Origin of the sequence: Pseudomonas moorei (assembly GCF_042846945.1) — a bacterium.
In the GTDB taxonomy this organism is placed as follows: domain Bacteria; phylum Pseudomonadota; class Gammaproteobacteria; order Pseudomonadales; family Pseudomonadaceae; genus Aquipseudomonas; species Aquipseudomonas moorei.
The window spans coordinates 4,826,232-4,851,006 of the sequence record NZ_AP035776.1 but is presented as its reverse complement, the minus strand read 5'-3'; the positions used below and the strand labels follow the sequence as shown (position 1 = coordinate 4,851,006).

The 24,775-nt window shown below is 59.9% G+C and carries 18 protein-coding genes; 3 read left to right on the top strand and 15 right to left on the bottom strand.

The window, feature by feature from the left end; all coding sequences use genetic code 11:
• Positions 1 to 75: 75 nt before the first annotated feature.
• From ACGJAX_RS22835 to ACGJAX_RS22780, 12 genes are all read right to left on the bottom strand, one after another.
• On the bottom strand, positions 76 to 876 hold the full coding sequence (locus ACGJAX_RS22835; protein WP_390956261.1) for an endonuclease/exonuclease/phosphatase family protein: 801 nt from the start codon (positions 874 to 876) through the stop codon (positions 76 to 78).
• A gap of 111 nt (positions 877 to 987) precedes the next feature.
• Positions 988 to 1,746 carry a PIG-L family deacetylase gene (locus ACGJAX_RS22830; RefSeq protein ID WP_390956260.1) on the bottom strand — a complete coding sequence of 253 codons (759 nt, stop codon included), beginning with the start codon at positions 1,744 to 1,746 and terminating at the stop codon, positions 988 to 990.
• Between the two features lie 197 nt (positions 1,747 to 1,943).
• Positions 1,944 to 4,103, bottom strand: coding sequence for a glycogen debranching protein GlgX (glgX, locus tag ACGJAX_RS22825; protein WP_390956259.1), 2,160 nt, complete (start codon positions 4,101 to 4,103; stop codon positions 1,944 to 1,946).
• 204 nt (positions 4,104 to 4,307) lie between these two features.
• Positions 4,308 to 4,613: a DUF2934 domain-containing protein gene (locus tag ACGJAX_RS22820; protein WP_247255812.1), complete on the bottom strand. Its 306-nt coding sequence runs from the start codon at positions 4,611 to 4,613 to the stop codon at positions 4,308 to 4,310.
• Between the two features lie 21 nt (positions 4,614 to 4,634).
• Positions 4,635 to 7,409 carry a malto-oligosyltrehalose synthase gene (locus tag ACGJAX_RS22815; protein ID WP_390956258.1) on the bottom strand — a complete coding sequence of 925 codons (2,775 nt, stop codon included), beginning with the start codon at positions 7,407 to 7,409 and terminating at the stop codon, positions 4,635 to 4,637.
• The gene (gene malQ / locus ACGJAX_RS22810; protein ID WP_390956257.1) at positions 7,406 to 9,484 is read right to left on the bottom strand and encodes a 4-alpha-glucanotransferase; all 2,079 of its coding nucleotides are present in this window, start codon (positions 9,482 to 9,484) and stop codon (positions 7,406 to 7,408) included. The genes ACGJAX_RS22815 and malQ overlap by 4 nt, the downstream gene beginning before the upstream one ends.
• On the bottom strand, positions 9,477 to 11,276 hold the full coding sequence (gene treZ, locus ACGJAX_RS22805; RefSeq protein WP_390956256.1) for a malto-oligosyltrehalose trehalohydrolase: 1,800 nt from the start codon (positions 11,274 to 11,276) through the stop codon (positions 9,477 to 9,479). The genes malQ and treZ overlap by 8 nt, the downstream gene beginning before the upstream one ends.
• 12 nt (positions 11,277 to 11,288) lie before the next feature.
• Positions 11,289 to 12,875 carry a glycogen synthase GlgA gene (gene glgA, locus ACGJAX_RS22800; protein WP_247255816.1) on the bottom strand — a complete coding sequence of 529 codons (1,587 nt, stop codon included), beginning with the start codon at positions 12,873 to 12,875 and terminating at the stop codon, positions 11,289 to 11,291.
• A gap of 630 nt (positions 12,876 to 13,505) precedes the next feature.
• Positions 13,506 to 14,459, bottom strand: coding sequence for an NAD(P)-dependent oxidoreductase (locus ACGJAX_RS22795; RefSeq protein WP_390956254.1), 954 nt, complete (start codon positions 14,457 to 14,459; stop codon positions 13,506 to 13,508).
• 13 nt (positions 14,460 to 14,472) lie between these two features.
• A complete protein-coding gene (locus tag ACGJAX_RS22790; protein ID WP_390956253.1) occupies positions 14,473 to 15,498 on the bottom strand; it encodes an alpha/beta fold hydrolase in 1,026 nt (341 codons plus the stop codon).
• Positions 15,499 to 15,580: 82 nt separating this feature from the next.
• Positions 15,581 to 16,015: a YqaA family protein gene (locus ACGJAX_RS22785; RefSeq protein ID WP_247255819.1), complete on the bottom strand. Its 435-nt coding sequence runs from the start codon at positions 16,013 to 16,015 to the stop codon at positions 15,581 to 15,583.
• Positions 16,015 to 16,461, bottom strand: a complete 447-nt coding sequence (locus ACGJAX_RS22780) for a DUF411 domain-containing protein (RefSeq protein WP_390956252.1) — start codon at positions 16,459 to 16,461, stop codon at positions 16,015 to 16,017. The genes ACGJAX_RS22785 and ACGJAX_RS22780 overlap by 1 nt, the downstream gene beginning before the upstream one ends.
• 423 nt (positions 16,462 to 16,884) lie before the next feature.
• On the opposite strand from ACGJAX_RS22780, the gene ACGJAX_RS22775 reads away from it, so the two are divergent.
• Together ACGJAX_RS22775 and ACGJAX_RS22770 are read left to right on the top strand one after the other, a co-directional pair.
• Positions 16,885 to 17,418: a hypothetical protein gene (locus ACGJAX_RS22775; protein ID WP_390956251.1), complete on the top strand. Its 534-nt coding sequence runs from the start codon at positions 16,885 to 16,887 to the stop codon at positions 17,416 to 17,418.
• 84 nt (positions 17,419 to 17,502) lie between these two features.
• Positions 17,503 to 18,594, top strand: a complete 1,092-nt coding sequence (locus ACGJAX_RS22770) for an IS630 family transposase (protein ID WP_390956250.1) — start codon at positions 17,503 to 17,505, stop codon at positions 18,592 to 18,594.
• Between the two features lie 137 nt (positions 18,595 to 18,731).
• On the opposite strand, the gene ACGJAX_RS22765 is transcribed toward ACGJAX_RS22770, so the two are convergent.
• Positions 18,732 to 18,872 (bottom strand): hypothetical protein, encoded by a 141-nt coding sequence (locus ACGJAX_RS22765; protein WP_162842372.1) that lies wholly within the window; start codon positions 18,870 to 18,872, stop codon positions 18,732 to 18,734.
• A gap of 169 nt (positions 18,873 to 19,041) precedes the next feature.
• Between ACGJAX_RS22765 and ACGJAX_RS22760 the strand changes: the two genes are divergently transcribed.
• Positions 19,042 to 19,230 (top strand): hypothetical protein, encoded by a 189-nt coding sequence (locus ACGJAX_RS22760; protein WP_090321117.1) that lies wholly within the window; start codon positions 19,042 to 19,044, stop codon positions 19,228 to 19,230.
• 20 nt (positions 19,231 to 19,250) lie between these two features.
• On the opposite strand, the gene ACGJAX_RS22755 is transcribed toward ACGJAX_RS22760, so the two are convergent.
• Positions 19,251 to 19,622: a fe2+ zn2+ uptake regulation protein gene (locus ACGJAX_RS22755; RefSeq protein ID WP_390956249.1), complete on the bottom strand. Its 372-nt coding sequence runs from the start codon at positions 19,620 to 19,622 to the stop codon at positions 19,251 to 19,253.
• 307 nt (positions 19,623 to 19,929) lie between these two features.
• Positions 19,930 to 24,747, bottom strand: coding sequence for a dermonecrotic toxin domain-containing protein (locus ACGJAX_RS22750; protein WP_390956248.1), 4,818 nt, complete (start codon positions 24,745 to 24,747; stop codon positions 19,930 to 19,932).
• Positions 24,748 to 24,775 lie beyond the last annotated feature (28 nt).

Here is a 24,775-nt window from a genome sequence, read left to right as displayed (position 1 = left end):
TTTCTACTGTCAGAAATACCAGAAATGACGGGGAGTTTACTTTGACTCAACGGTTTTTCCGGGGGGAAGGAAGCTTCAGAGATGCACTTCCACGGCCAACGGCAGGTGATCCGACAGGTGCGTCCAGGGTTTGTTTCCGAGGATTTTCGGATCATGGCTACTGGCGTTGCGCAGGTAGATGCGGTCCAGGCGCAGCAGGGGATACCGCGCGGGATAGGTTTTTGCGGGGCGCCCGTGATGGCGTTCGAAGGCTTCATGCAGGTCCTCACGACGGGCGAGGGCGACATTGCCCTGCAACTGCCAATCGTTGAAGTCGCCGGCAATGATCACTGGCGCGTCGTCAGGCAGGGACTCAAGCAACTGACAGAGCAGCTGCAGCTGCAGTTGGCGATGGCTTTCCAGCAAGCTCAGATGAACGCAGATCGCATGCACTTCGGCGTGGCCCGGTACATCAAGGACGCAATGCAGCAGCCCGCGACGTTCCGGCCCGGTGATGGAAACGTCGAGGTTGCGGTGTTCGCGAATCGGGTATTTCGACAGCAGGGCGTTGCCGTGATGGCCATCGGGGTACACTGCATTGCGCCCGTAGGCAAAATCGCTCCACATGCTGTCGGCGAGGAACTCGTATTGCGAGGTTTGCGGCCATTGGTGGTAGCGCGAGGAGTGACGCTCGTGTTCGCCGACCACTTCTTGCAGAAACACCAGATCGGCCGATGTACTGCGTACCGCTTCACGCAGTTCCGGGAGGATGAAACGTCGGTTGAGGGCGGTAAACCCCTTGTGGGTATTGACCGTCAGCACGCGCAATCGATTGATGGCCGGAGGGTTGTTCAATGGCTTTGATTCAATCGTGTCGCGTTTGGAATTACGGGTCACTTTCACTCCTCTGAATCCGGGTGACTTATGTATGCGACTGATACGCAAGCGGGCAGTTCAGTTTGAGTGAAGTAAGGATAGCCTCCACGCACGCATTGGCTGTTTGTCGCGTCAGACAAACACGATTTCATAAGGCAGACGTATCCGCTCCAGCAGCACCCGAGGCAGCATCGGTGCAATGCCGATCGCCGGTTCGCCTTTGAGTTGGCTGGCATAGGCGTGGGTGGCGTGGCTTTTGCGTGCGACCGTCCAGCTGTCCAGGCGTATCTTGCGCGCGCGGTGCCAGGGGATCGCGGCGTAATCACGGGCTGGCCAATGCCAGGCCCAGACCGGTATTTCATGGAAGGTTGCACCGGCAAGGGTCGCGGCATTGGCGCTGGCGCGGCCGACGGCGTCATGGTCGCTGACCCCATCCGCGCGCCAGGTGCTGAACACCACATCGCCTGGGCGCAAGTAGCGTGCAATGAATTGCGTCAGTTCCAGTTCATGCTCGGCCAGGGCGTTGTCGGTAAAGCCGCCACGAATCCATTTCAGGCTATGCATGGGCAAGCCGAGGCGACGCAAGGCTTCGACACTCTCCTGGGAGCGAAACACGCTGAGGCGTTTTTCCGACCATTGCTGCGAACCCGGATGGCTGGCGCTGCCGTCAGTGACGGAGATCAGTTGCAGGGGATGGCCGTTGGCGCTGAGCAATTGCAGCAGGCCACCGCAGGTCACCACTTCATCGCCGGGATGCGGGGCGATCACCACGGCGCGTGCGCCGGCCGGGACCAACGACTGGGTGCCGATCACTGGGATATTGTCCAGTTGCGCGGCGCTGTTCCAGATTTGTCCCGCCAGGGTGCTTTCACTGATGGAGGCAGACTTCATGGGGTTACGTCCTTGTTCCGTTTCGCCTTCAGTCATGCGCAATGCTTGCGGGCGGCAAGCCAGGCTGACCCGTGAGGGCTGGTTGATGGCAATGCGCGGCGCTCCGAACCCTTGGGCGCCGCGCATCCAGTATTGCTCATCGAAGCGTGTTCGTCGGCATTTGAAACAATTTTTATCCGACGAGTCTTTGGTTCATTTCAATCCTCTTCCTCGTGCTGCAATTCGAACAGCAGCAATGAACGGCCGGTCACCGAATACTCGTGGCCGAACTCGAAGCGTTCCTGGCCGCGAATCGACGGTTGGTTGGTATCGACCATGCACGTCCAGAAGCCGCCATCGGGGACTTCCGGCAACGTGAAGTTGACGATGTCGTGATGGGCATTGACCACCAGCAGCAGGGTGGCGTCGGCCCCTTTGCGGCGAATGCCGGTTTCCTGCGCGCGTCCGTCAAGCAACATGCCCATGCAACGATTGTGCGCATCATGCCAGTGCTTGGTGGTCATCTCGCTGCCATCCGCGGCCAGCCAGGTGACATCCTTGACGCCGATATCCTCGTTGTAATTGCCGACCAGGAAGCGCCCGCGGCGCAGGATCGGATAGGCCAGGCGCAGCTTGATCAGGCGTTTGACGAATTTGAGCAGGGCTTTGCCGTCTTCACTCAAGTCCCAGTTGACCCAACCGATTTCGCTGTCCTGGCAATAGGCGTTGTTGTTGCCGTCCTGGGTGCGGGCGAATTCGTCACCGGCCACCAGCATGGGCGTGCCTTGGGACAGCAACAGGGTGGCGAAGAAATTACGCATCTGCCGCTGACGCAGACCGTTGATTTCCGGGTCGTCGGTGGGACCCTCGACGCCATGGTTCCAGGACAGGTTGTTGTTGCTGCCGTCCTGATTGTCTTCGTCGTTGGCTTCGTTGTGCTTGTCGTTGTAGGACACCAGGTCGTTGAGGGTAAAGCCGTCGTGGGCGGTGACGAAATTCACCGAAGCATAGGGCCGGCGACCGCGCTGGTTGAACATCTCGCCGGACGCGGTCATGCGACTGGCGAAGTCCGCCAGTTGCCCATCGTCGCCTTTCCAGAACGCACGCACGGTGTCGCGAAACTTGTCGTTCCACTCCACCCAGCCCGGCGGGAAGTTGCCGACCTGATAGCCGCCGGGGCCGCAATCCCAAGGCTCGGCAATCATCTTCACCTGACGCAGCACCGGGTCCTGGCGACAGGCCACGAGGAAGCTGTGACGTTCGTCAAAGCCGTCGTGGTAGCGCCCCAGAATGGTCGCCAGGTCGAAGCGGAAGCCGTCGACGTGCATCTCCGTCGCCCAGTAGCGCAGGGAGTCGGTGACCATTTGCAGGACGCACGGATGGCTCAGGTCCAGGGTGTTGCCGGTGCCGGAGTCATTGATGTAGAAGCGCTTGTCGTCCGGCATCAAGCGGTAATAGGACGCGTTGTCGATGCCACGCATCGACAGGGTCGGGCCTTGTTCGTTGCCCTCGGCGGTGTGGTTGTAGACCACGTCCAGGATCACTTCGAGGTTGGCTTCGTGCAGGTGCGCGACCATTTCCTTGAATTCGGCGATCTTGCCGCTGGCCAGGTAACGCGGGTCGGGGGCGAAAAACGCGATGCTGTTGTAGCCCCAGTAGTTGGTCATACCCTTGTGCAACAGATGCTGGTCGTTGACGAAGGCATGAATCGGCAGCAGCTCCACGGTCGATACGCCGAGCTTGCGGATGTGTTCCAGGACATCGTCGACCATCAACCCGGCGAAGGTGCCGCGCACGTTCTCGGGGACGGAAGGGTGACGCATGCTGATGCCGCGCACGTGGGTCTCGTAAATGATCGTTTTGTCCCACGGCACGCTGACCCGGTGGTCGTGGCCCCAGGTGTGCGCGGGGTCGATGACTTTGCATTTGGGGACGAAGGGCGCGCTGTCCCGTTCATCGAAACTGAGGTCGGCGTCGGGATGGCCGATGGTGTAGCCAAACAATGCCTCGGACCATTTCAATTTGCCGACCAATTGCTTGGCGTAGGGGTCGATCAACAGCTTGTTGTGGTTGAAACGGTGGCCGTTGGCGGGGTCATAGGGACCGTAGACCCGATAGCCATAGATCAACCCTGGATGGGCGTCGGGCAAGTAGCCGTGGTAGATCTCGTCGGTGTATTCCGGCAGTTCGATGCGTTCGAGCTCGACCTCGCCGGCATCATCGAAAATGCACAGTTCGACTTTGGTGGCGTGAGCGGAGAACAAGGCGAAATTGACCCCAAGACCGTCCCAGGTCGCACCCAGTGGAAAGGGCAGGCCTTCACGAATTCGCGAGGCCTCGACATGAGGGGCTGGCGCGGTTTTCTTCGGACTGGGCATAGTTGCTCCTGCAAAGTGAGGTACATAGACGCCGCAATCTGTGGGAGCGAGCCTGCTCGCGATTGCGGTGTGTCAGGTTATGCATGTGTCGAGGTAAACCGTCCTCGCGAGCAGGCTCGCTCACACAGGGGGTTGTTGAGGGTGAGCGTCCCTCGGTGGCGAGCGGACTCGCCACGCGTTCAATCAGGAAAAAGTGCGAGCCAATCAGTTCGCCGGCGGTTTACGCGCTGCGCGAGGCTTTTTCTCGGTGGCTTTTTCCCCGGGCGGGATCAAGGCGGAGGCCGACGCCGGTTTGGCTTTGGCTTTTGGCGCGGCCACCTTGCCTTCACCCGCCTTGCCATTGGCGGTTTTGCTCACAGGCGCTTTTGCCGGTTTTTTCGGCGCCAGAGCTTCAGCTTCGGCGAGTTTGCGTGCCATCTCCCAGTGGCGGCTCTCCTGGCCTTCGGGTTTCCCTTCGGACTCCCAGATCTGATAGGCAAATTCACGGATGCGTTTATCGTCGGTACTCATCGCATTGCTCCTGAACTGAACTCAAGTGTCGGTAGTTTGAATAAAGAGATTGACCGGGAAGTCCCCCAGTGCGGCGCTGATCATCAGCTCCCTGTTTTTTGTGACTGTGATGCTTGAAAAAAGTCCCTTTAGATTTTCGTCAGCGATCGCGAACGGTAAATCGATTCGCGTATCGCCCCACTGCAGCGCGTTCACCTGCGGCTCGGCACTGTTTTCCAGCAGCGCCGAGCAACGGATCGGCACGATGACGATGGCGCGTTTACCCTCCCATTCACGAACAAATCCCAGCACTCGATGGGCCTGGCTGCCGACGACTTCGAGGGCCTGGTAAGTCCCTCGCCGGAACAGCTCGGCGTGCTCGGTGCGCAAGTCCAAGGTCCGCGCAATCAAGGTTTGCTTGATGCGCCCGTCGCGCCAGTTCGCCAGCTGATCCGGCAGATTCACTGCTTGCTGCAAGGCCTGTTGGCGGCTGGCGTAGTCCACTGGCCGGCGATTGTCCGGATCGACCAGGCTGAAGTCCCAGAACTCGTTGCCCTGATAAAGATCCGGCACACCCGGCACGGTCATGCGCAGCAAGGTTTGCGCCAATCCGTTGAGTGCGCCAGGCACGGCAATCGCGTGCACAGCCTTGCCGAGCGCCGTGCGCAGAAAGTCGCCCTGCGGGCTCAACAGCAGGCGCCGGATGAAGCGTTCAACCGCTTGTTCGTAGGCATCGTTGGGCGCGCTCCAGCTGCTTTGCAACTTGGCTTCGCGCAGCGCTTTGCGTTGCCACTGCCAGAGGCGTTCGGCATAGGCCGCCAGCGCCGGTTGATCGTCAACCTGCAGGTGCAGTGGCCAGCTGCCGAGGATTGCTTGATACAGAATCAGCTCATCACCCGCCGATGGCTGCTGATCATCGTCGCGCAACGGGCGGGCGAGGGCGCGCCAGAGGCCGATCTGCTCGACGTACCACTGACTGCGTTCGCTCAACACCGCCAGGCGCGCACGGGTGTCTTCGCCGCGCTTGTGGTCGTGGGTCGCGGTGGCCAGCAGGTTGTCCGGAAAATCGGCGAGGCGTTGCGCGCACGCGGCATGAAAATCCTCGACCGGCGCACTGAGCTGCTCGGTACTGAAACCGACGTCATTGCGCGACAGCAGCACTGCCGAACGATAGAACGCGGTGTCTTCCACGGCCTTCGCCGCAGCCGGAGAGGTCAGTTGCTGAAACCGCACGCAGGCATGCCTGATCCGTTTGCGCACGCGTCCGGCCGGGGCCTTGCGCCACGGCTCGCCGCCCAGCCAGCGGGCCAGGCAATCGAGCACCGGCCAGTCGGCTTCGCCGAGGGTCTGCCGGGCGCCGTCCATGGCCTGCTGGAAAAAAACGTTGTCCTGGGACGACCGCCCGAGGGGGCTGATGTAGGTGCGGTACACCGGAAAATGGATGATCAGTTCCTGCAATGCCCGGCGGATCGCCCCCAGGGTCAGGTCGCGGGTCATCAGGTCTTCCCGGGCCACTTGCAGCAGCGCCTGAGCGACACTTTCGAAATCCCCGGCCAGGGAGCCGTTGAGGATCTGTTGCCGGGCCAGTTGCGCTTCCTGACGGAAATCGGCGGGACGTTCGCTGTGCCGCTGCCAGAGTCTGCCCAAGGCCTGTTCGCGTTGAGGATCGTGTTGCAACAACGACACCTGGTTCATGAATTCATAGCCGGTGGTGCCGTCCACCAACCAGTCGCGGTGCAGGGTTTCGCCTGCGCCGAGGATCTTTTCCACGTAGATCGGCAGATGCCGGCCAGGAACCAGGCTGTCGACCCGCCGCCGAAGTTTGCGGCAGTAACCCCGAGGGTCGGCGAGGCCGTCGATGTGGTCGACGCGCAGACCATCGACCAGTCCTTGCGCCACCAGCTGGAAAATCTTTGCATGGGTCGCTTCGAACACCGCCGGGCGTTCGACCCGCAGGCCGCCCAGTTCATTGACATCGAAGAAACGCCGCCAGTTGATGTCATCCGCGGCCGTACGCCAACTGGCGAGGCGATAGCTCTGGCGCTCCAACAGGTTATGCAGGCGCTCGAAACCTTCACGGGTGAGCGAATCGTAGGCTTTCAGGTTTTGCTCGATGGCCTGCAGCATGGCGGGATCTGTGGCCAGTTCGCGCAATTCGTCCTGCAAGGGAATGGCCAGGCGGTGAGCGTCGGTCTGGTAGCTCAAGGTGCTGAATCGGTCGGCCAGGGATTTCAGCTGATCGATGTCGGACGTGAGCAACTCGCCGCAGGTCATCGGGCAAATCGGAAAGTGGTGTTCGTAATGCTCGACAAAAAACGCGCCATGCTGCGCATCGAAACGCAAGGGCAGGGTGCCGTCCTGCAGGGCAACCCCATAGTCGCTGCCAAGGAACGGCAGCAGCAGTTTCCCCTCCATCAACGGGTCGGCGGAGTGCCACTGGATATCATAGAACTCGCTATAGGGGCTCAGGCGCCCCCACTCAAGCAAGTCCAGCCACCAGGGGTTGTCGCTCCCGCCGACCGCCATGTGATTGGAGACGATATCGAGGATCAGCCCCATGCTGTGCTCGCGCAACGCGCTGACCAGGCGGCGCAACGCCGCTTCGCCGCCCAGCTCCGGGTTGATGGTGGTCGGGTCCACCACGTCATAGCCATGCATCGACCCGGCGCGGGCGCTGAGCAGCGGCGAGGCGTAGACATGGCTGATGCCGAGCTCGGCGAAGTACGGCACCAGCGGTACCGCATCGTCCAGGGTAAAGCCCTTGTGAAACTGCAGCCGCAGGGTGGCCCGCAGCGGCTGTATTGGCAGAGCGCTCATTGGTCACGCTCGGCCGCCTGAAGTCGCGCGCAGGCGAGCAATTCCAGGCGTCGCGAGGCGTCCGGGTCATCGAGCAGGGTTTCGCTGTTACCGCGCAGGCGTCGGGACCAGTTGGGATGAGCATCGATGGTGCCAGGCAAGTTGGCCTGCTGTTCGACGCCCAGCGCATCTTCCAGTGGCAGCAACACCAGCGGCGCACGGGTATGGCCAAGGAAGCGCACACTGGCGTCGAGCACCTGATCGGTCTCGTGGGACTCTTCGCGAAAGTTCTGCGGGTCCTGGCTCAAGGCCCGGCGCAAGCCTTCGCGCTCGCGTTCGCGGTGTTGGCGCCACTCGATTTCACCGTTGGCGTCGATGAGGTTGAGCCGGGCGTTCCAGTCGATGTCGCGGCCGTGCCACCAGCCATTGAGGGTTGGCAAATCATGGGTGCTGGTGGTCGCCAGCGCGTTGTCCGGCCAGTCGAGGATCGGTTTGAAATGAGTGTTGTCCTGTTCGAACAGCAGCACCCGCATGCCCAGCATCGAACGGGCGATGAGCTTTTCCCGCAGACCTTCGGGCACGGTGCCGAGGTCTTCGCCAAGGACGATCGCCTGGTGGCGATGGGATTCCAGGGTCAGCAGTCGTAGCAGGTCGTCCACCGGGTAATACAGGTACGCACCGTCAGCGGGCGGCGCGCCGTTGGGGATGACCCACAAACGTTGCAGGCCCATGACGTGGTCGATCCGCAGGCCGCCGGCGTGGGCAAAATTGGCCCTGAGCATTTCGATGAACGCGCGAAAGCCATTGCGCACGAGGCCTTCGGGAGAAAATGCGGAGATCCCCCAGCCTTGGCCGGTTCGGTTGAGAATGTCCGGCGGCGCGCCGACGGTGAGTGAGGCGAGCAATTCGTCCTGGCGACTCCAGGCCTGACTGCCACCGCCATCGGCGCCCACTGCCAGATCGCTAATCAGGCCAATGCGCATGCCGGCGCTGCGGGCTGTCGCTTGGGCGCGTTCCAGGCAGCGGGTGATCAGCCACTGGCAGAAGGCGAAGAAACCGATGCGCCCGGCGTTTTCTTCGGCGAATTCGGCGAGGGCAGCACTGCGCGGGTTACGCCATTGTTCGGGCCACTCGCGCCAGTCAAGGCTTTCACCCTTGGCGGCGCGGATCTCTTGAATGGCTTCGAAGCGGCAGTGATTTTCCAGGGCTTCGCCACCGGCATGACGAAAACTGCTGAAATCGGCATGCAACGGGTGTTCGCCCTGAACGAAACCTTCGTACAGCGCCTGCAACAGTCGGTGTTTGGCTTCGGCCGCGGCGGGCCAGTCGATCAAGGCACGCTCCTGGAGATCCTTCAGCTCGGCGCCCAGCCCGGTGGTATCGATGGCGGCACGCATGGCTCGCTCGCCAAGGATCGCCCCTGGCGCGCAGTAAAGGCTGTTAAGGAATAACCGGCTGGAGGGCGAATAAGGGCTATAGCGCCGGGTGTCGTTGGCGAACATGGCATGCAGCGGGCTGATCGCCAGCGCGTCGGCGCCACGTTCGCCGGCGACCCGGGCCAGGTCTTCCAATGCCTGGGTATCACCGAATCCGCCATCGCCCTCACGCCGCAAGGCATAGAGCTGCACGCTCAAGCCCCAGGTGCGCGGTATCGGACTGTCCACGGCATCGCCCACGCTGAAGCAACGTTCGGGCGCCACGGCCAGGGTAAAGGACTGGCCATCGATGCTGACGTGCTGGTAACCCACCGGAATCAACCCAGGCAAAATGGCCTCGGCGTCCAGTTTGAGGGTGAGTCGCGAACCATCTTCGAGGTGGATCTCGCAGGGTGTGTGCGGTTCGAAGTGGTGGGCCAGATTGAGCCCGACGCCGAAGTCGGCGGTAATCAGCGGCGGTAGCTGTCGGGTTTGCTGCACCTGCTGCAATTGCTGCAGGCTGGCGTCGATTTCCTGAGCACTGCCGGCCGGGTGGCCGAGTCCGGTCAGAACGCTGCGCAAGACCGAGGGTGCAACTTTTTGCGGGCGACCATTGGCATCGATCCAGTCGACCGCGAGGCCGGCCCGGCTGGCCAGGATTTCCAGTTGCGCATCACTCATTGGCGCTCTCCATCGGGGGTTGCAAAGGGGCTGCGGCCGTGAGGCTGACAAGCGCGCAATACGGAGCCAGAGTGCCTCTTTCCAGGCGCTCGGCCGAATGTGGCGGATGTTCGAACAACAACGAACTGCCGACTGACGCAGTGTGGAGTACCGGTGCTGCGCTAAGGTTCAGGTCAATGCGCAACAGATTGCCATCGCCCAGTCGCCATGACGCACTCACCGCACCGACCGCCAGCACTTCGGCTCCCAACGCCTGGGTACCGGGCAGGCGCGGAATGATCTGTTGCTGGCGGAGCTGCAACAGGCGGTGATACAGCGCGTGCATCTGTGACGATCCATTGGCTGTCAGCACCGGGCGGGATGATTCGAAGGTCTGTGGCGCGTTCGGGTCGGGAATTTGCGCGCGTTTGTACGGATCAGTAAACGCGGCGAACGCTGCAAACTCGTTACGCCGTCCTTCACGGACCCGTTGCGCCAGTTCGCCGTGGTGGCTGGTGAAAAACAGAAAGGGCTGTTCGGCGGCAAACTCATCCCCCATGAACATCAGCGGGATCATCGGCGACAACAACAGCAGCACGGTGGCAGCCTGCAGCGCTTGCACAGGGGCGAGTTGATGCAATCGCTCGCCAAAGGCGCGATTGCCGATCTGGTCGTGATTTTGCAGGAACAGTACGAACGCGCTGGGTGGAAGGTGGCCGCTGGGCTCGCCCCGAGGCTTGCCGCGGCGGTCGACGTGCCCCTGGAAGACGAAACCCTGACTCAGGCAGCGCGCCAGTTTTTCAGTAGGGTTTTGCGCATAGTCGGCGTAGTAGGCGTCGGTTTCGCCGGTCAGCAGTACGTGCAGGGCGTTATGGCCGTCATCGTTCCACTGTGCGTCGTAGCCTTGCTCCAGCAGGCTGGCCCGGTTGTGCTCGTTTTCCACGATCAGCCAGACATGGCGAGCGTCATCGGTCTGCTCGCGTACACGTTGCGCCAGCTCCTGAAGAAAGTGCGGGTCTTCGATGGCGTGGACGGCGTCCAGGCGCAAGCCGTCGAAACGGTACTCGAGCAACCACATCAAGGCGTTTTCGATGAAAAAGTCCCGCACTTCGCGCCGGCGAAAATCGATGGCCGCGCCCCAGGGCGTGTGCACGTCTTCGCGGAAAAAGCCCTTGGCATAGCGATGCAGGTAATTGCCGTCCGGGCCGAAGTGGTTGTAGACCACGTCGAGAATCACTGCCAGACCGTGGCCATGGGCGGTGTCGATCAGGTGCTTGAGTTGATCGGGCGAACCATAAGAGGCCTGGGGTGCATAGGGCAGCACCCCGTCGTAACCCCAATTGCGCTCACCGGGGAACTGCGCCAGGGGCATCAGTTCGATGGCGGTCACGCCCAGTTCGACCAGCCGCTTCAGTTGTTGCTCGACTGCCGCAAACCCGCCGAGCACACCCACGTGCAGCTCGTAAATCACTGCCTCGTGCCAGGGTCGGCCACGCCAGGCGCTGTGATGCCACTGGTAGGCATGCGGATCGACCACCACGCTGTGCTGGTCGATGTCACCGGCCTGGGCGCGGGAGGCCGGGTCGGGCACCTCCAGCTCGCCATCGATGCAGTAGCGATATCGCGTGCCCGCCGGGCAGTGGATGTTGTTTACGAACCAGCCGTCGTCTTGCGGCAACAACGGCAAGGATTGTCCATTTTCCAGTTCGACACTGACGTAAAACGCATCTGGCGCCCACAACGCAAATCGCGTGTGTTCCGCGTCCAGCATCATTGCGCCGTGGGGCCAGGTCTCAGGGGTCCGTAACGGCATTTCAAAGCCTCTTTATTGTCTGTGTGATTTCCCCAGAGCCTTGGCCACCAGTTGTTCGTAGAGTTCGGCGTAGGGTTCGACGGCCTTGCACCAGTTGAACGGGGCCGCCATGGCCCGGCAACGCATGGCATGCAGCAGGTCGGGAAAAGCAAACACCTTGAAGGCGCGGCTCAGGGCTTCCTGATAGCTCTCCACGGTCGACTCATCGAACAGGAAGCCGGTCACGCCGTTTTCAATGGTGTCGGCCAGACCGCCGGTATTGCGCGCCACCGGCAACGAACCGAAACGCTGGGCGTACATCTGGCTCAAGCCGCAAGGCTCGTAACGCGAAGGCATCAGCAGGAAGTCGCTGCCGGCAAACATGCGCCGGGCGTCGGTTTCGTTGAAGCCGATGCGCACGCCGATTTGCCCGGGAAAGCGCAGGGCCAGTTCGCGCATGGCTTGCTCTTCTTCCGGTTCGCCACGGCCGATGATCGCAATCTGGCCACCGGACTTGACGATGTATTCGGAGACCGCTTCGGTCAGGTCCAGGCCTTTCTGGTAGACCAGTCGCGAGACCACGGCGAACAGCGGGCCTTCAGAGTCTTCCAGGCCAAACAGTTGGCGCACGTGGGCGGCGTTGACCGCCTTGCCTTCCCAGTCGCCAATGCTGAACGGGCGGAACAGGTGAGTGTCGGTCGCCGCGTCCCAGCTCTCATCGATGCCGTTGGGAATGCCGCTGAGCAGGCCTTGCTGGGTCTTGGCGGCAAGGAAACCGTCGAGACCGCAGCCGAAGGCCGGGGTGGTGATTTCCTGGGCGTAGGTCGCGCTGACAGTGGTGATGTGGCTCGAATAGGCCATGCCGGCCTTGAGGAACGACATCTTGCCGTAGAACTCCATGCCTTCCTGTTGCAGCGCATGGAGGGGAATACCCAGTTCCGGGCAGGAGCCGAGGCTGGTCACGCCCTGATACGCCAGGTTGTGGATGGTGAACAGGGTCGGTGTGCGTTGTCCGCGCCAGTGCATATAAGCGGGCGCCAGGCCGGCCGGCCAGTCGTGGGCGTGCACCAGGTCCGGGCACCAGTGGATTTGTGCCAGGTTGGCAGCGATATCGGCAGCCGCCAGGCCCAGGCGGGCGAAGCGAATGTGGTTGTCCGGCCAGTCGCGACCGTTGTTGGCGCCATAGGGCGAACCTTCACGCTCGTACAACTCAGGGCAGATCAACACGTAAATGACCAGGCCGTCGGGCATGTCCATGCGCCCGATCTTGCAAGGTGGCAGGGCGGCATGGCCCCCGAGCTCACCGATGATATGAATCGGATTCTCACTGTGCAGCACCTGCGGGTAACCGGGAATCAGCACCCGCACATCGTGCAGATGCGACATCGCCCGTGGCAGTGCCGCCGACACGTCGCCCAGGCCCCCGGTTTTCACCAGATCGGCGATCTCGGAGGTCACAAACAATACTTTTTTCTTGTTCGGGTTCTGACTGGCAACCGGTGTCAGCGTCTTGGTGACGGGAACACTGATCGATTGGGCACTGTGGGCGCTCACGGCGCTCGATTCGCCGACCTGTTGACGAGCACGCTCTCCCTGAATATCCAAAGCCGCACTGATCATATGCATCTCCCGTGTTGTTGATCTAATTCTTAGGTCTGGCAAACGGTATTTCGTGGCCAATTCCTGTGGCCGGGCGCAAACGCGCTCCACATCGTTGAGCAAGTGCTGCCCAAATGCGCAGAAGCAGAATGGGTGAATGGGCTGTTGCAAAGATTGCACCAGTCGTAACGCACCTACCTTTCAGTCGACCGATCACGGCAGGCAAAAGTTTCGACTTTTTTTCCACTTTGTGACCGACCGGTTTTCCCCCGCGAACGTGAGTCTAGGCCAGAACTTAGAGCGGTAAAGCTCAGATGGCAAAATTGTTCGACAATCGGTTTAACGAGGTACGGACGTGCCGGATTGGAGGGCAAACGCACCGACGAAGTGCAGTTTTTTTGATGAAAATGGCTGAAAACGAAGCACAAATGTCACATCAGTGTGCGTGGGCGAACAGTTGGCTTGCACCATTGCGGTGCAGAGTCGGACAGTGTGGAGTTTGATCTGGCTTCTTTGCGAGCAAGCTCGCTCCCGCAGAGATTTGCGATGTTCACAAAACCTCTGGAAGCGGGCTTGCCTTCAATAAGGACGCAGCACTCAGGATTGACGTGGCTATTGGAGCGCTATCGCAGGTAAGCCACGCTCACACATTCAGTTCATCAAGCGAATGGACGCACCAGCGGTCCAGGCCTGAATGTCTTCGATCATCTGCGAAAAGAACAGCTGGTAATTCTGTTGGCTGACATACCCGACATGGGGCGTGGCCAGTACATTGTCCAGAGTCCTGAAGGGATGAAGCGGTGGCAGCGGCTCGACGTCGAACACATCCAGTGCCGCGCCTGCCAGCTGACGTTTCTGCAGCGCCTTGATCAAGGCCGCCTCGTCGACGATGGGCCCGCGCGCGGTGTTGACGAGCAGCGCCGAGGGTTTCATCCAGCCCAGCGCCTCGGCGTTCACCAGGCCCCGGGAGCGATCGCTGAGTACCAGATGCACCGACAACACATCGGCCTGCTCGAACAGTTCCTGCTTGCTGACATAACTCACGCCAACTTGTGCTGCCCGTTCAGCGGTGAGGTTCTCGCTCCAGGCGATGACGCGCATGCCGAATACCTGGCCAAATTGCGCAACCCGTTGGCCGATGCTGCCCAAACCGAGGATCCCCAGGGTCTTGCCGTGCAGGTCGCCGCCCAGCCCTTGCTGCCATTGGCCGGCGCGCAAGGCATTGGCTTCGGCCACGAGATTGCGGGTGGCAGCCATGATCAGCGCCCAGGTCAGTTCCGGAGCGGCGTGTTTGTAGCTATCGGTGCCACACACCTGAATACCCAGCGCGGCGGCTGCTTTCAAATCGAGCGCGGCGTTGCGCATACCACCGGTGACCAGCAACTTGAGTTTCGGCAACTGGCGCAGCAGGGCCTCATCGAAGCGCGTGCGCTCACGCATCACGCAGATCACGTCAAACTCGGTCAGGCGGTCCGCCAGGGTGGCACTGTCGGCGGGGTATTCATGAATAAAGCTGACCTGGCCGATGCTTTCGAGCACCGACCAATCGACCACGTTGCGGGCCACGTCCTGCCAATCGTCAATTACCGCAATCTGCACCGCCATCAGCCTTACCTCATCAATGCACGGGGTTGGTTTTGCTCAGCCAGGCGAGCAATGCCTGGTGGAATTTTTCCGGTTCTTCCATCTGCGGCGCGTGGCCCAGGCCAGGGAACTCGATCAATGTCGAATGGGCAATCCGCTGTGCCACTTGTTTGCCGAGCACATCGTAATGGCCGATTTTCGCCTTGACCTCGGCTGGCGCGATGTCGCTGCCGATGGCGGTCGTGTCGGACGTGCCGATCAGCAGCAGGGTAGGCATCTTCAGGTTCTGGAATTCGTAATACACCGGTTGGCTGAAGATCATGTCGTAGATCAAGGCCGAATTCCACGCGACCTGCGTATGCCCCGGGCCTTTGTTCAGGCCGGCCAGCATGTCCACCCAGCGGTCGAACTCGGGCTTCCAGCGCCCGGCGTAATAGGTGTTGCGTTCATAGGTGCGGATACCGTCGGCGCTGAGCTTGAGCTCGCGCTCGTACCACTGGTCAACGGAGCGCCATGGAACGCCCAGGGCTTTCCAGTCTTCCAGGCCAATAGGGTTGACCAATGCCAGTTGCTCGACCTGTTCGGGGTATTGCAGCGCGTAGCGGGTAGCGAGCATGCCGCCGGTCGAGTGGCCGAGGAGGCTGGCCTTCTGGATGCCAAGGGCCTTGAGCAATTGCTGGGTGTTACTGGCCAGTTGCTGGAAACTGTACTGATAGTGCTCGGGCTTGCTGGAGGTACAGAAACCGATCTGGTCGGGGGCAATGACCCGATAACCAGCGTCGCTCAGGGCTTTGATCGAGGTGTCCCAGGTCGCACCGCAGAAATTCTTGCCGTGCATCAGCACGACGCTGCGGCCATTGGCCTTGCCATGGGCAGCGACGTCCATGTAGCCCATTTGCAGGGTTTGGCCCTGGGACTCGAAGGCGAAGTGTTTGACTGTGTAGGGGTACTCGAAACCTTGCAGCTCAGGGCCATAGGCCGGGCTCTCGGCATGAGCGATGACCGGCAGCGCAGCGGTCAGCAGCAAACCGGGCAACCAGCGGGAGAGGGTGGGGGACATGGGAAGCTCCACGGGAAATCCGTCGATGCTGGATCGGCTTGATTAGGGCGACATTAAACAGGCAATCGCCGCAGCGGTTGGTTCAACCCATCCAGCCCAGGGTGATCAGCGCCAGCACCCCATAACGGGCGCCCTTGGCCAGCGTCACGATCAGCAGGAAACGCCCCAGTGGCTCACGCATGACACCGGCCACCAGGGTCAGCGGGTCGCCGATCACCGGCAGCCAGCTCAGCAACAGTGACCAATGACCGTAACGTTGGTAACGATGACGGGCGCGTTCCAGGTGCCGGGGGCTGACCGGAAACCAGCGCCGGTCACGGAAGCGCTCGATGGCCCGTCCCAGCCACCAGTTCAGCAGGGAGCCGAGGACATTGCCCAGGGTCGCCACCGCCAGTAGCAACCACAGCCAATACCGATCGCTGAGCATCAGCCCCACCAGGACCGCTTCGGATTGCAGGGGTAACAGCGTTGCGGCACCGAAAGCTGCCAGGAACAGCCCGAGGTAAGCGCCGTACATCAATGGGCCGGGTAGTCCGCCACCACCACATCGGTGCCGTCCTTTTTCAGGCCGATCACTTGATACGCATCGCTCATGCCATCCATCTCCATGCCCGGCGAGCCCATGGGCATGCCGGGTGCGGCAACGCCCAGCAGATCGTCACGCTTGCTCAGGGCCAATACCTGGTCGGCCGGCACGTGGCCTTCGACGAATTTGCCGTTGATCAAGCCGGTATGGCATGACGCCAGACGCGGTGGCACGCCGTGCTGTTGCTTGAACTCGCTCATGTTGGCTTCGACATGGTCCTCGACCTTGAAGCCGTTGGCTTGCAGATGGCTGATCCATTTTTTGCAGCAACCGCAGTTGGCGTCGCGATGAACCTCGATCGGAATCAGCTCGGTGGCCTGGGCCAGGGAGGAAATCAACAGGGCGCTCAGAGCGGCCAGACGCAGATGGGTTTGCATGTGGGGAAGGTCTCGTGGTGCGGGCAAAGGAAGGCATTCTGACCAGAATTTCCTGCCCGACATTCAAGGATTGTTTCTAATTAATACAAAGTCGCTTGACCCCATCTTCGCAGATCCAGGCTGACAGCCCGATGAGACGCTCATTACAAAGCTGTCAGGTACGCCCCGGATTGCGGGTACGCCAATTCATAAAAAACAAACTAACCAAGACGTACAAAAATTTGAATGACTTATTTTGTTCATATGTAGGAAGTTTCTGTAAGGCAACAAAACAAGCTGTGTGGGGATTTGTATCTGAATTGTACTGGAATTGTAAAAAGCTCGAATCAGATGTTGATTGTGCCTGTGCCGCAGCCGATATTCGCGCCCACTTAACTGGTTTGAACAAGGAGTTTTTATGGTTGCCTCACGAGGACTTCCAACATGACCATCGGATATACAGGCGCCTGGACCCCCAAGGCGGGATTGTTGGTGCGAGATACCAACAGCCGATCAAAACCCGTCGCGCAAAGCGACAAGGTCCGTCAGATGTTGAATCTGGTGGGCACCAATCCGGTGGCGCTGGACACCGTGAAGATGGATCAAATGAAACTGCGTAAGCAACTAACGGGGTTCGACCCGGCGAATGTCTCCGTCAAGTCCCTCGGCAACCTCAGTTCTTTCTTGCGCGAGCGTGGCTTGATCAGCGACGTGACGGCACTGACACTGACGAATGCGGGGGACAAGATCGACCGGTTCGGTATTGCGACGGATCCGGAAGCCAAATTCAATGCACTTGAGTATTTTGCTCTTCAACTGGATAACATTCAGACCAATAACGTGAAGGGCAACAAGTACGCCAATTTCTTGATTCCCGAGTTTAAAAAAGCCATCTACGTGTTGCAGAACCTGAAAACTTACGGCGAGAGCGGTGGGCCGGCGATCCGTCCCGGCAAGAACGTCCAAGCGAAAGCCTGATACAACTAGTGTCGTGAGCGGTTAGTTCGCTTGTTAACGCATAAAGATATACTGTGTGCCCCTCGCTTCCAGACGGTTCCACGCATGCCTCGACCAGTTGCTCCTTTCGCACTGCAACCCGCCGACGTCATCACTCTTCAAGGTTGGTTGCGCATGGGTACTTTGGAGCAAAGCCTCGGTCAGCGGGCGCGGATACTCCTTTTGCTCGCTGAGGGTGTAACACCCCTGACCATCTGTGCTCAGTTACAGATCACCTCTCCGACGGTATTCAAATGGCGAAAACGCTATCTGGAGTCGGGGATTGAGGGCTTGAGCGACCTGCCGCGTAGCGGTCAGCCTTTGAAGCTGGGTGCTGAAAAGGTCAAAGAAATCCTGACGCTGACAACGCAGCGGGTTCCCAAGGAAGCAACGCATTGGAGCGTTCGGTTGATGGCCAAATACGCGCGCGTTACCACTTGGCAGGTTCGACAAATCTGGGCTGCCTCCGATCTCAAGCCGCACCGCCTGAAGACCTTCAAGATCAGCAATGACCCGCACTTCGCCGAAAAAGTCATTGATGTGGTCGGGCTCTATCTGAGCCCTCCAGATAACGCCATGGTGCTTTCGGTTGACGAGAAAACCCAGATCCAGGCACTGGATCGTACTCAGCCAATGCTGCAACTTCGGCCTGGGCAGATTGAGCGGAGAACCCATGATTATAAGCGCCATGGCACGGCGAGTTTGTACGCGGCGTTCGACATCCTGACGGGTGAAGTGATGGGCCGGATCACTCAGCGGCACCGGGCCAAGGAATTCCTGGATTTTCTCCGCCAGATTGATAGCAACACGCCTGCTGACCTGGATCTCCATGTGATTCTGGACAACAGTTCGACCCACAAAACCGCTGCGATCAAGGCCTGGCTGGAAAAGCATCCCCGCTTCAAGCTGCATTTCACACCGACCAGCGCGTCTTGGCTGAACGCCGTAGAAGGCTGGTTTTCGCAGTTAGAGAGACGGGCGCTGTATCGAGGCGTCTTCACCAGCGTCACTGATCTGAAAGCTGCGATCCGCCAATTCATCACTGCCCACAACGAGCATTCGGCAAAGCCGTTCAAATGGAACAAAACGGCAGAGGCCATCATCAGTTCAGTACATATGGCAAAGCTGAGCGCGATGAAAAATAAGCTAATGAATTAAGCCCTCGGGACACTAGTGCTGGCCCGTTCAGGCGATCGAACGGGCCAGGCCATTGTTTGTCCTGATCAAGACTCCACTAAGAATACGGTTTGTCAGTTCGCTGATTGAATGTTCGGCTGCCTGATGAATAACGGACGTTATCGATGCTGGTAGTAACCCGGTCCGCCATGGTCGTTGTAGTAATGGTCATGGTGCCAGCCACCGCGGGGGAACACGATGCAGCCACTCAGGGACAAGAGAGCCAGCAGGGGAATCAACAGGGTGATTCGACGCAACATTTGTAAATCCTCATGGTTATCGCCGCGATGAAGCTAAAACTCTTCATCGGCTGTAACATGAGACCCCGTTCGCCGCCTCTCATCCCCGAAAATCGGTAGGGACTTGGCATGCGATCGGATACAAAGCGGATACATTCTTCAGGTTCAGGCTTACATTCAGGAAATGGCAATGACCCAGTCGCAACGTTTGAAATACTCGATTCTGATCTCCCTGGTGGTACTGGGAATCATGTTTGGCCTTTCGTATCTGCAGAACGTTGGGGTCATCAGCGAAAAGCTGTTCCAGTACATCGCCATTGGCGTGGCGGTGATCGTGGTAGTCATCAATGGGGTGATGCGTCGCAAGGTCAAGCCCTGAGCGAACGGTTCAGGGTTTGTTCAAGCCTGGTGCAGGACAGCGGCGGCCTTCGGGTGCAGGCTGTAGCTTTTGTCCGGATTGAGGACTAGCACGCCTTCACTGCACAGGCGTTTGAGCACTTCGCGCACACTCAGGAAGGACAGTGGTATATCCAGCTCCAGCAATTGAGTGTGCACGCCACGCACGCCCAGGCTGCGGTCGTGTTTGGCGGCCGTCAGCAAGGCGTCGATGACTTTCAGGCGGATCAGACTGGTGCGCAGGCCGAAACTCTTGAGCAGCACCCGAATCCGCTCATTGCCATGGCGCTCGGCTGGCGGGTCGAAGGCATCGCTTCCGAGGGCGTTGCCGATTGGCGCATCGCTACCGTCCGATGGCAATTGCGAGTTGTACATGGCAAAACTCCTGTTGCGAGCCTCATCAGGAAAAAAGTTGTGCGCTCGTACCTGACTGGACGTATGAGCCACGCAAATCATGAGGCCTCTAATGTAGAAATTTCGTCGTCATTGCGTCAGCAACCTGTGAGCCCCACAGCATCTCCTGCCAGCGCACGCAATTTTGTCGTTTGCTTCGTCCCTGAATGGGTGCGCCGTGCGTGACCGGATTCAGACTATCCAACAGGGATTAAACGGCATTGAATCGGGCCATCATTACTGGGGAAAACCGATGCGCAGCCCCCGAAGCTGCGCATGTTCGTGTCGGTCAGGCTTGTGAGGCCGATGTGTCGGGCAACGGGTCCAGCTGTCGGCCCATCTCGCAAATCAGGAATGCGATCGAATCGGCATTGCGCAAGATGATGTCAATCCTCTTGTCCGGGTTGTGTGGGTCGAGAAAGGCTTCGCGCGCCGCTTCCATTGTCCGGGTGCCGGCGATTTTGAGGATGGCCTTGCCCACGTGATTCAAGCCGGGAATTTCATCCAGGTCGTCCCATGCCTGATCGTCGTTATTCCAGCGGGCGAACAGTTCTTCCCGGGGCGTCCCGAGCGATAGCGCTTCTCGCTGAAAAACCTCCTGAATCTGCTTGAGCGCACTCCCATATTGGGTGATGGGCGACACCAGGTCGCTGAACGGCCGTCTCGCCTCCAGCGTCGCAATATCCAGGGCGTTTGAAAACAAATGCGCGAACTCATGGATCAGCGTGGCGGCCTGACTGTGTTCGTCGACATTGAAGGGCTCGGTCAAACAGGACTTGTACCAGTCCAGTTGCTGATCGAAGAATCTTTCAGTGAAATGCACGTTTTTCCGCGCATCCTGCTCCACGACGAAAGCGATCAGGTTGGCGTGTTGGTACTTGTTCGAGCCTACGATAAAACGTTCGCTGTTCAGCAAATCTTCTTCGGGATCCACCAGCGCCGTGCAAATGGGGACGATGCTCTGTTTGATTTTGTCGAGCAGACCGTGATCGACGCTGCGAACATCAAAGAAATGTTTGAGGAACGTATCCAGTCGAGTGCCGGGGATCAAGCGCCTGAGGTGCGCCAGATTATGCAGGCTGTTGAAGGCGTAATAGCGTGCCATATCGATGGCCTGCACGATCATCCGGGCCTTTTCGGGATGGTGGGTACGTATGTCTTCCATGCCCCGCGCTTCGATGTTCAATACCCGCCTGACCTCATGGTTGGTCGCGTATCGATTGTGCATTTTCGACAGGGCTTTGCCGTAGTGCACGGTATGCAGGTCCGGGTCGACCACCAGTTGCCGTGTCGGCGATTGCCGCAGCGACGGGCCGCTCTGTTGATCGTTCAGTATCTGCCAGACTGCGGCCGGTTTGGCAACGCGGTACACCTTGCCGGCAATGGCCGCGTAGCTGTTTTTACTGATCGGATCGAAGTAGGTGCCATCGTCCTCACTCTTGGTGAAATGCTGCAAGGCCACGGTGGGGGCTTCGAAGGCCTGCAATGACGTACGCGACGTCGCCGTTGGCCGGGTGTCTGTCCATTGCGGGTCGGTCACCGGAGGGATCACCGGTGCCGTTTCGGTGGTCGCCTGTTCGGTAAGGGCTGAAGTTTCCAGTGATAGCCGCCCCAGGGAAACCATTTGTACGGTACCGGCAATGAAGGCCTGTAACGCTCTTTGCCAATGATGGTCCTGCAGTGCTTCGGCGGAGGCCTCGAAGTCTTTGAAGCTTTGCCACAGAAACGTCACGCAGGCGAGTTTGCCCGGCAACAGGCCAATGATCAGTTTGACGCCAGTGCTGAACAGGTTCTTTATCGCCTCCCAGTCCGATTGGCCGCTGATCTCGGACTGGCTGCCGAGCATCCGTGACAACAGGTTGATGTTGTCGCCGTACATCTGGCTGAGGAAGTTGCCGGTCAGGGGGGACGAGGCGAGGGTGATTTCGCTCCGTTGTCCGACGGTGGACTTGAACAGGTTGCTGAACACCGTGCGCTGAGTTTCCGGCAAACGGCGAATCAACAGATCCTGCAGGGGGCCCGGTTGATTGAACGCAGCGACAACGCCGGCTTCGTTCTCGAACTCGCTGAAAGCCGTCGTGGGGTGGTAAGGCGCATACAGGACATGTGGCCCCGGCTTTCCGGCGCCGGGACCGATCAGGTAAAGGCCCAGGGCTTTCACGGCGTCAGCCCCCGGCGTCTTGATCAGCTCCAGCGGCCGGACGATGGCGTGCGCCCCTTGCACGGCCGCCCGGGCGATTGCGTCTGGCATGTCCACGACTTGAGCGATCAAGTCGAAGGCACCGGCAGACAAGCGCTGCTGCAGTTTCAAGGCATGGGCGTGTTGCAACAGCTGCCACGGCAGCTGTTGGATAAAACGCAGCTTTCGGCTGTCTGCATCGGCGCCGGTCAATGTGTCGCTCACCAACCGGGCGTAGTCGCGCTGGAGGTCCAGTGACTGAAGAAGTTGCTGGATGGCGGCCTGGTCGAGACGGTCTGGCAGGGGCTGGCTGGTCGCTGAGGCAAGCTTGAATCCGGTGCCTTGAGCGATGTTGATGTGGTTCAGGGCAAACTCGGTCAGGGGGCGAGACGGCCCGGCCAGGGCCAGGTTGGGGGTGATTTTGATTTCGTCAGGGTCCAGCGGCGATTGGGGGAACCGGCTGGCGAGCAAGGCTTTCAGACGGGCATGCACGTAGGACGAGAGGGTCTGGATCCCGTGCAGGTAGTCTTTATCCTCAGTGACGCTGTTGCGATATTGCTCCAGCAGCTCCAGATGCAATTGCTGCTCTTCCAATGGTGCCTTGCCGAGCCAGGCCGGCAAGGTCTGCTGCAGGGAGAGATTCTTGGCGATCAGCGTGGCCCGCTGCAAATTGGTGTCGATGACGGTGCTCGCAAGGTTCTTCAGGGCTTTGCGTTTTTTGTCTTCGCTCAGGTCCTGCGTGCGTATGTGCTCGCAGGCCGACAGAAAGTGATCAATGGCCGTTTGCGAGAGGTGCTGCAGGACGCTGCCCTCGATCAATCGCAGGGAATTGAGCGAATAACGGCCATGGACTGAACGCTGGGCGACCGTGAGGTTTTCCAGCAGGGCCAGGCGCTTGCGGGGGTCGAGCAGGCGCAGGGTCAATGCCTGTTTTACGCTATCGACTGAAGCGAAGACTTCCAGCCCTGCCGCCGGCGTCCACAGAATGGCCCGGCCCGAGTGTTGGTTATCGAGCCCACCACGCTCGGTGAGCACGACGCAGTTGGGCAGCGGCAGCACGTCATGCTGGCCGGAGCACGCAAGGACCAATGAGTAAGCATCAGGCCGAAAACCATTGAGTGCGTGGCGACTCTTACGGTCCGGTTGATCCGGGTTGAGCACGGTATCGACTATCGCTTGTTCGACGCCTCGCAGGGTGGCTTGCAGTACGCGCAGGTTGGCTTCCCCGCGTATCCCGACGGAAAGGGCGTGGGCCAGTCGGGGCTTCATGTCCGCCAGATAGACCCGTTGCAGCGCCAACGAAGTAAGCGGTTGAGCGGCGAAGTCGGCGCGGATCAGCGCTTCAACATCATTGAAGGTTTTGATGTGCTGGGCGGCGGTGTCTGCCCGCACGATTGAGTGCTGTTGCTTGCCCGCCAACACTGGCCGGGTACTCCAGCGCCCATGGGCGTCGAGCGTCAGCAAGCGCTCACTGAGCATCGAGCGTATATCCAGTGCCTTGTCGAACAGCGCGTGGATATCCACGTTGCCATCACTGTGACGGTAGACCTGCAGGGCGTATTCCATGTTTTGCAGTTGTTTGCTGATGATCGCTTCGAACAGGGTGTTGAATATCGAACCGTTAATCACCTCCCCGGAGACCTGCGGTTTGTGGAAGCCGAGGAAGCGGTTGCGCTCCTCCAGCGTGAGCAGACCATAGAGTTCGTCCTCGTGACCGGTCGCGCTGAATTTGCTCAGCAACGTGGCCTTGAGGTCCAGGTAGTCCTTCAAGACCTGGAGCCCCTGAGTCGGGGTGTAGAGGTAGGCATTGGCATGGCTGATCATCAACGAGCCCGCCAGTTCGACATAATGCGCCGGGTGTTCCCACAGGCGCACGGTCACCAGTGTCGGGCGTCTGACCGTGGTTTCCGTTGGCTCAATCATGCCGTGCAAGGCCTGGAACTGTTCCGGGCTGATGATCCCGGCCTCGCGTTTGAGCAGTAACTCAGCGCGTGCCTGCTCACGGATCGCGCGACTGAAAAACCTGCGGCGCGATCCGCCATCTACCGCGGCAGCGCCCCAATACCACTCCAGAAGCCTGGCAAGCAGGTCATTTAGTTTGCTTGACGCTGCATTTACAGCGCTTTCCCAATGTTGCTGGTCAGTGCTGGCCGAAGTCCTGTCCGGATGGGCAAACTCATGAAATTCGCCGCTGGGCCAGCGTTGATGGCGGTAATAACGCAATACTGCGTCACTCAGAGAGAGCGAGCTGCGCCAGCGTCGAACCGGTTCCTGGCCAGGGTTTTCCGGCGCTGCCTCGGCGTAGAAATTGACCCGGGTCCGGCTTTGATCCAGGCCCGGAAACGCCGACTGCAGCAACTCATCAAGCACCGTATTGAGCAACGAGGCCAGGGTCGGCAACATGAGCAGTTCGTCGAGCATGGCCTGATCATTGAGTTGTTGTTGGTGCGCAATGGTGGTGCGCTGTTGCTCGAACACGTCGCCCTCGATGACCTGGAATGTCACCTGAAGCTTGTCACGGGCGCTCAGGGCTTTGCGATCTGCCAACGACAGCAGCGCCAGCAACCGACTGTCCTCGGCGGCACTGTTGAGGCGCTGTTCAAGTTGGCTTTTAAGCGTGTCGAGGCTGTCGAACTTCCTGATGCCATCGTACGGGTTGTACAGAATCAAACCGTTGTCATCCGGCGTCAGGCTCAAGACAAAACTGCCGATCAGGGGCGTGTACCCGGACCCCTCCGCGTGGATCAGGATGCTGTGCGCGAGCATGGGCGGCGTTTGTTGACTGCGCAGTGCCTGGCTGGCCAGTTCCACGTGGCCGAGCCATTCGAATTCCTTGCGTGAAAGCCGGTGGACTTTGCCCAGGTCGTTCCAGAGTCCAGGGGACTGCAGGGCCTCGGGGAAAAAAAGCGGAGTGGGGGAAGTTGGCATCGTCGAGTCTCATGCGCGGCGCCGATGA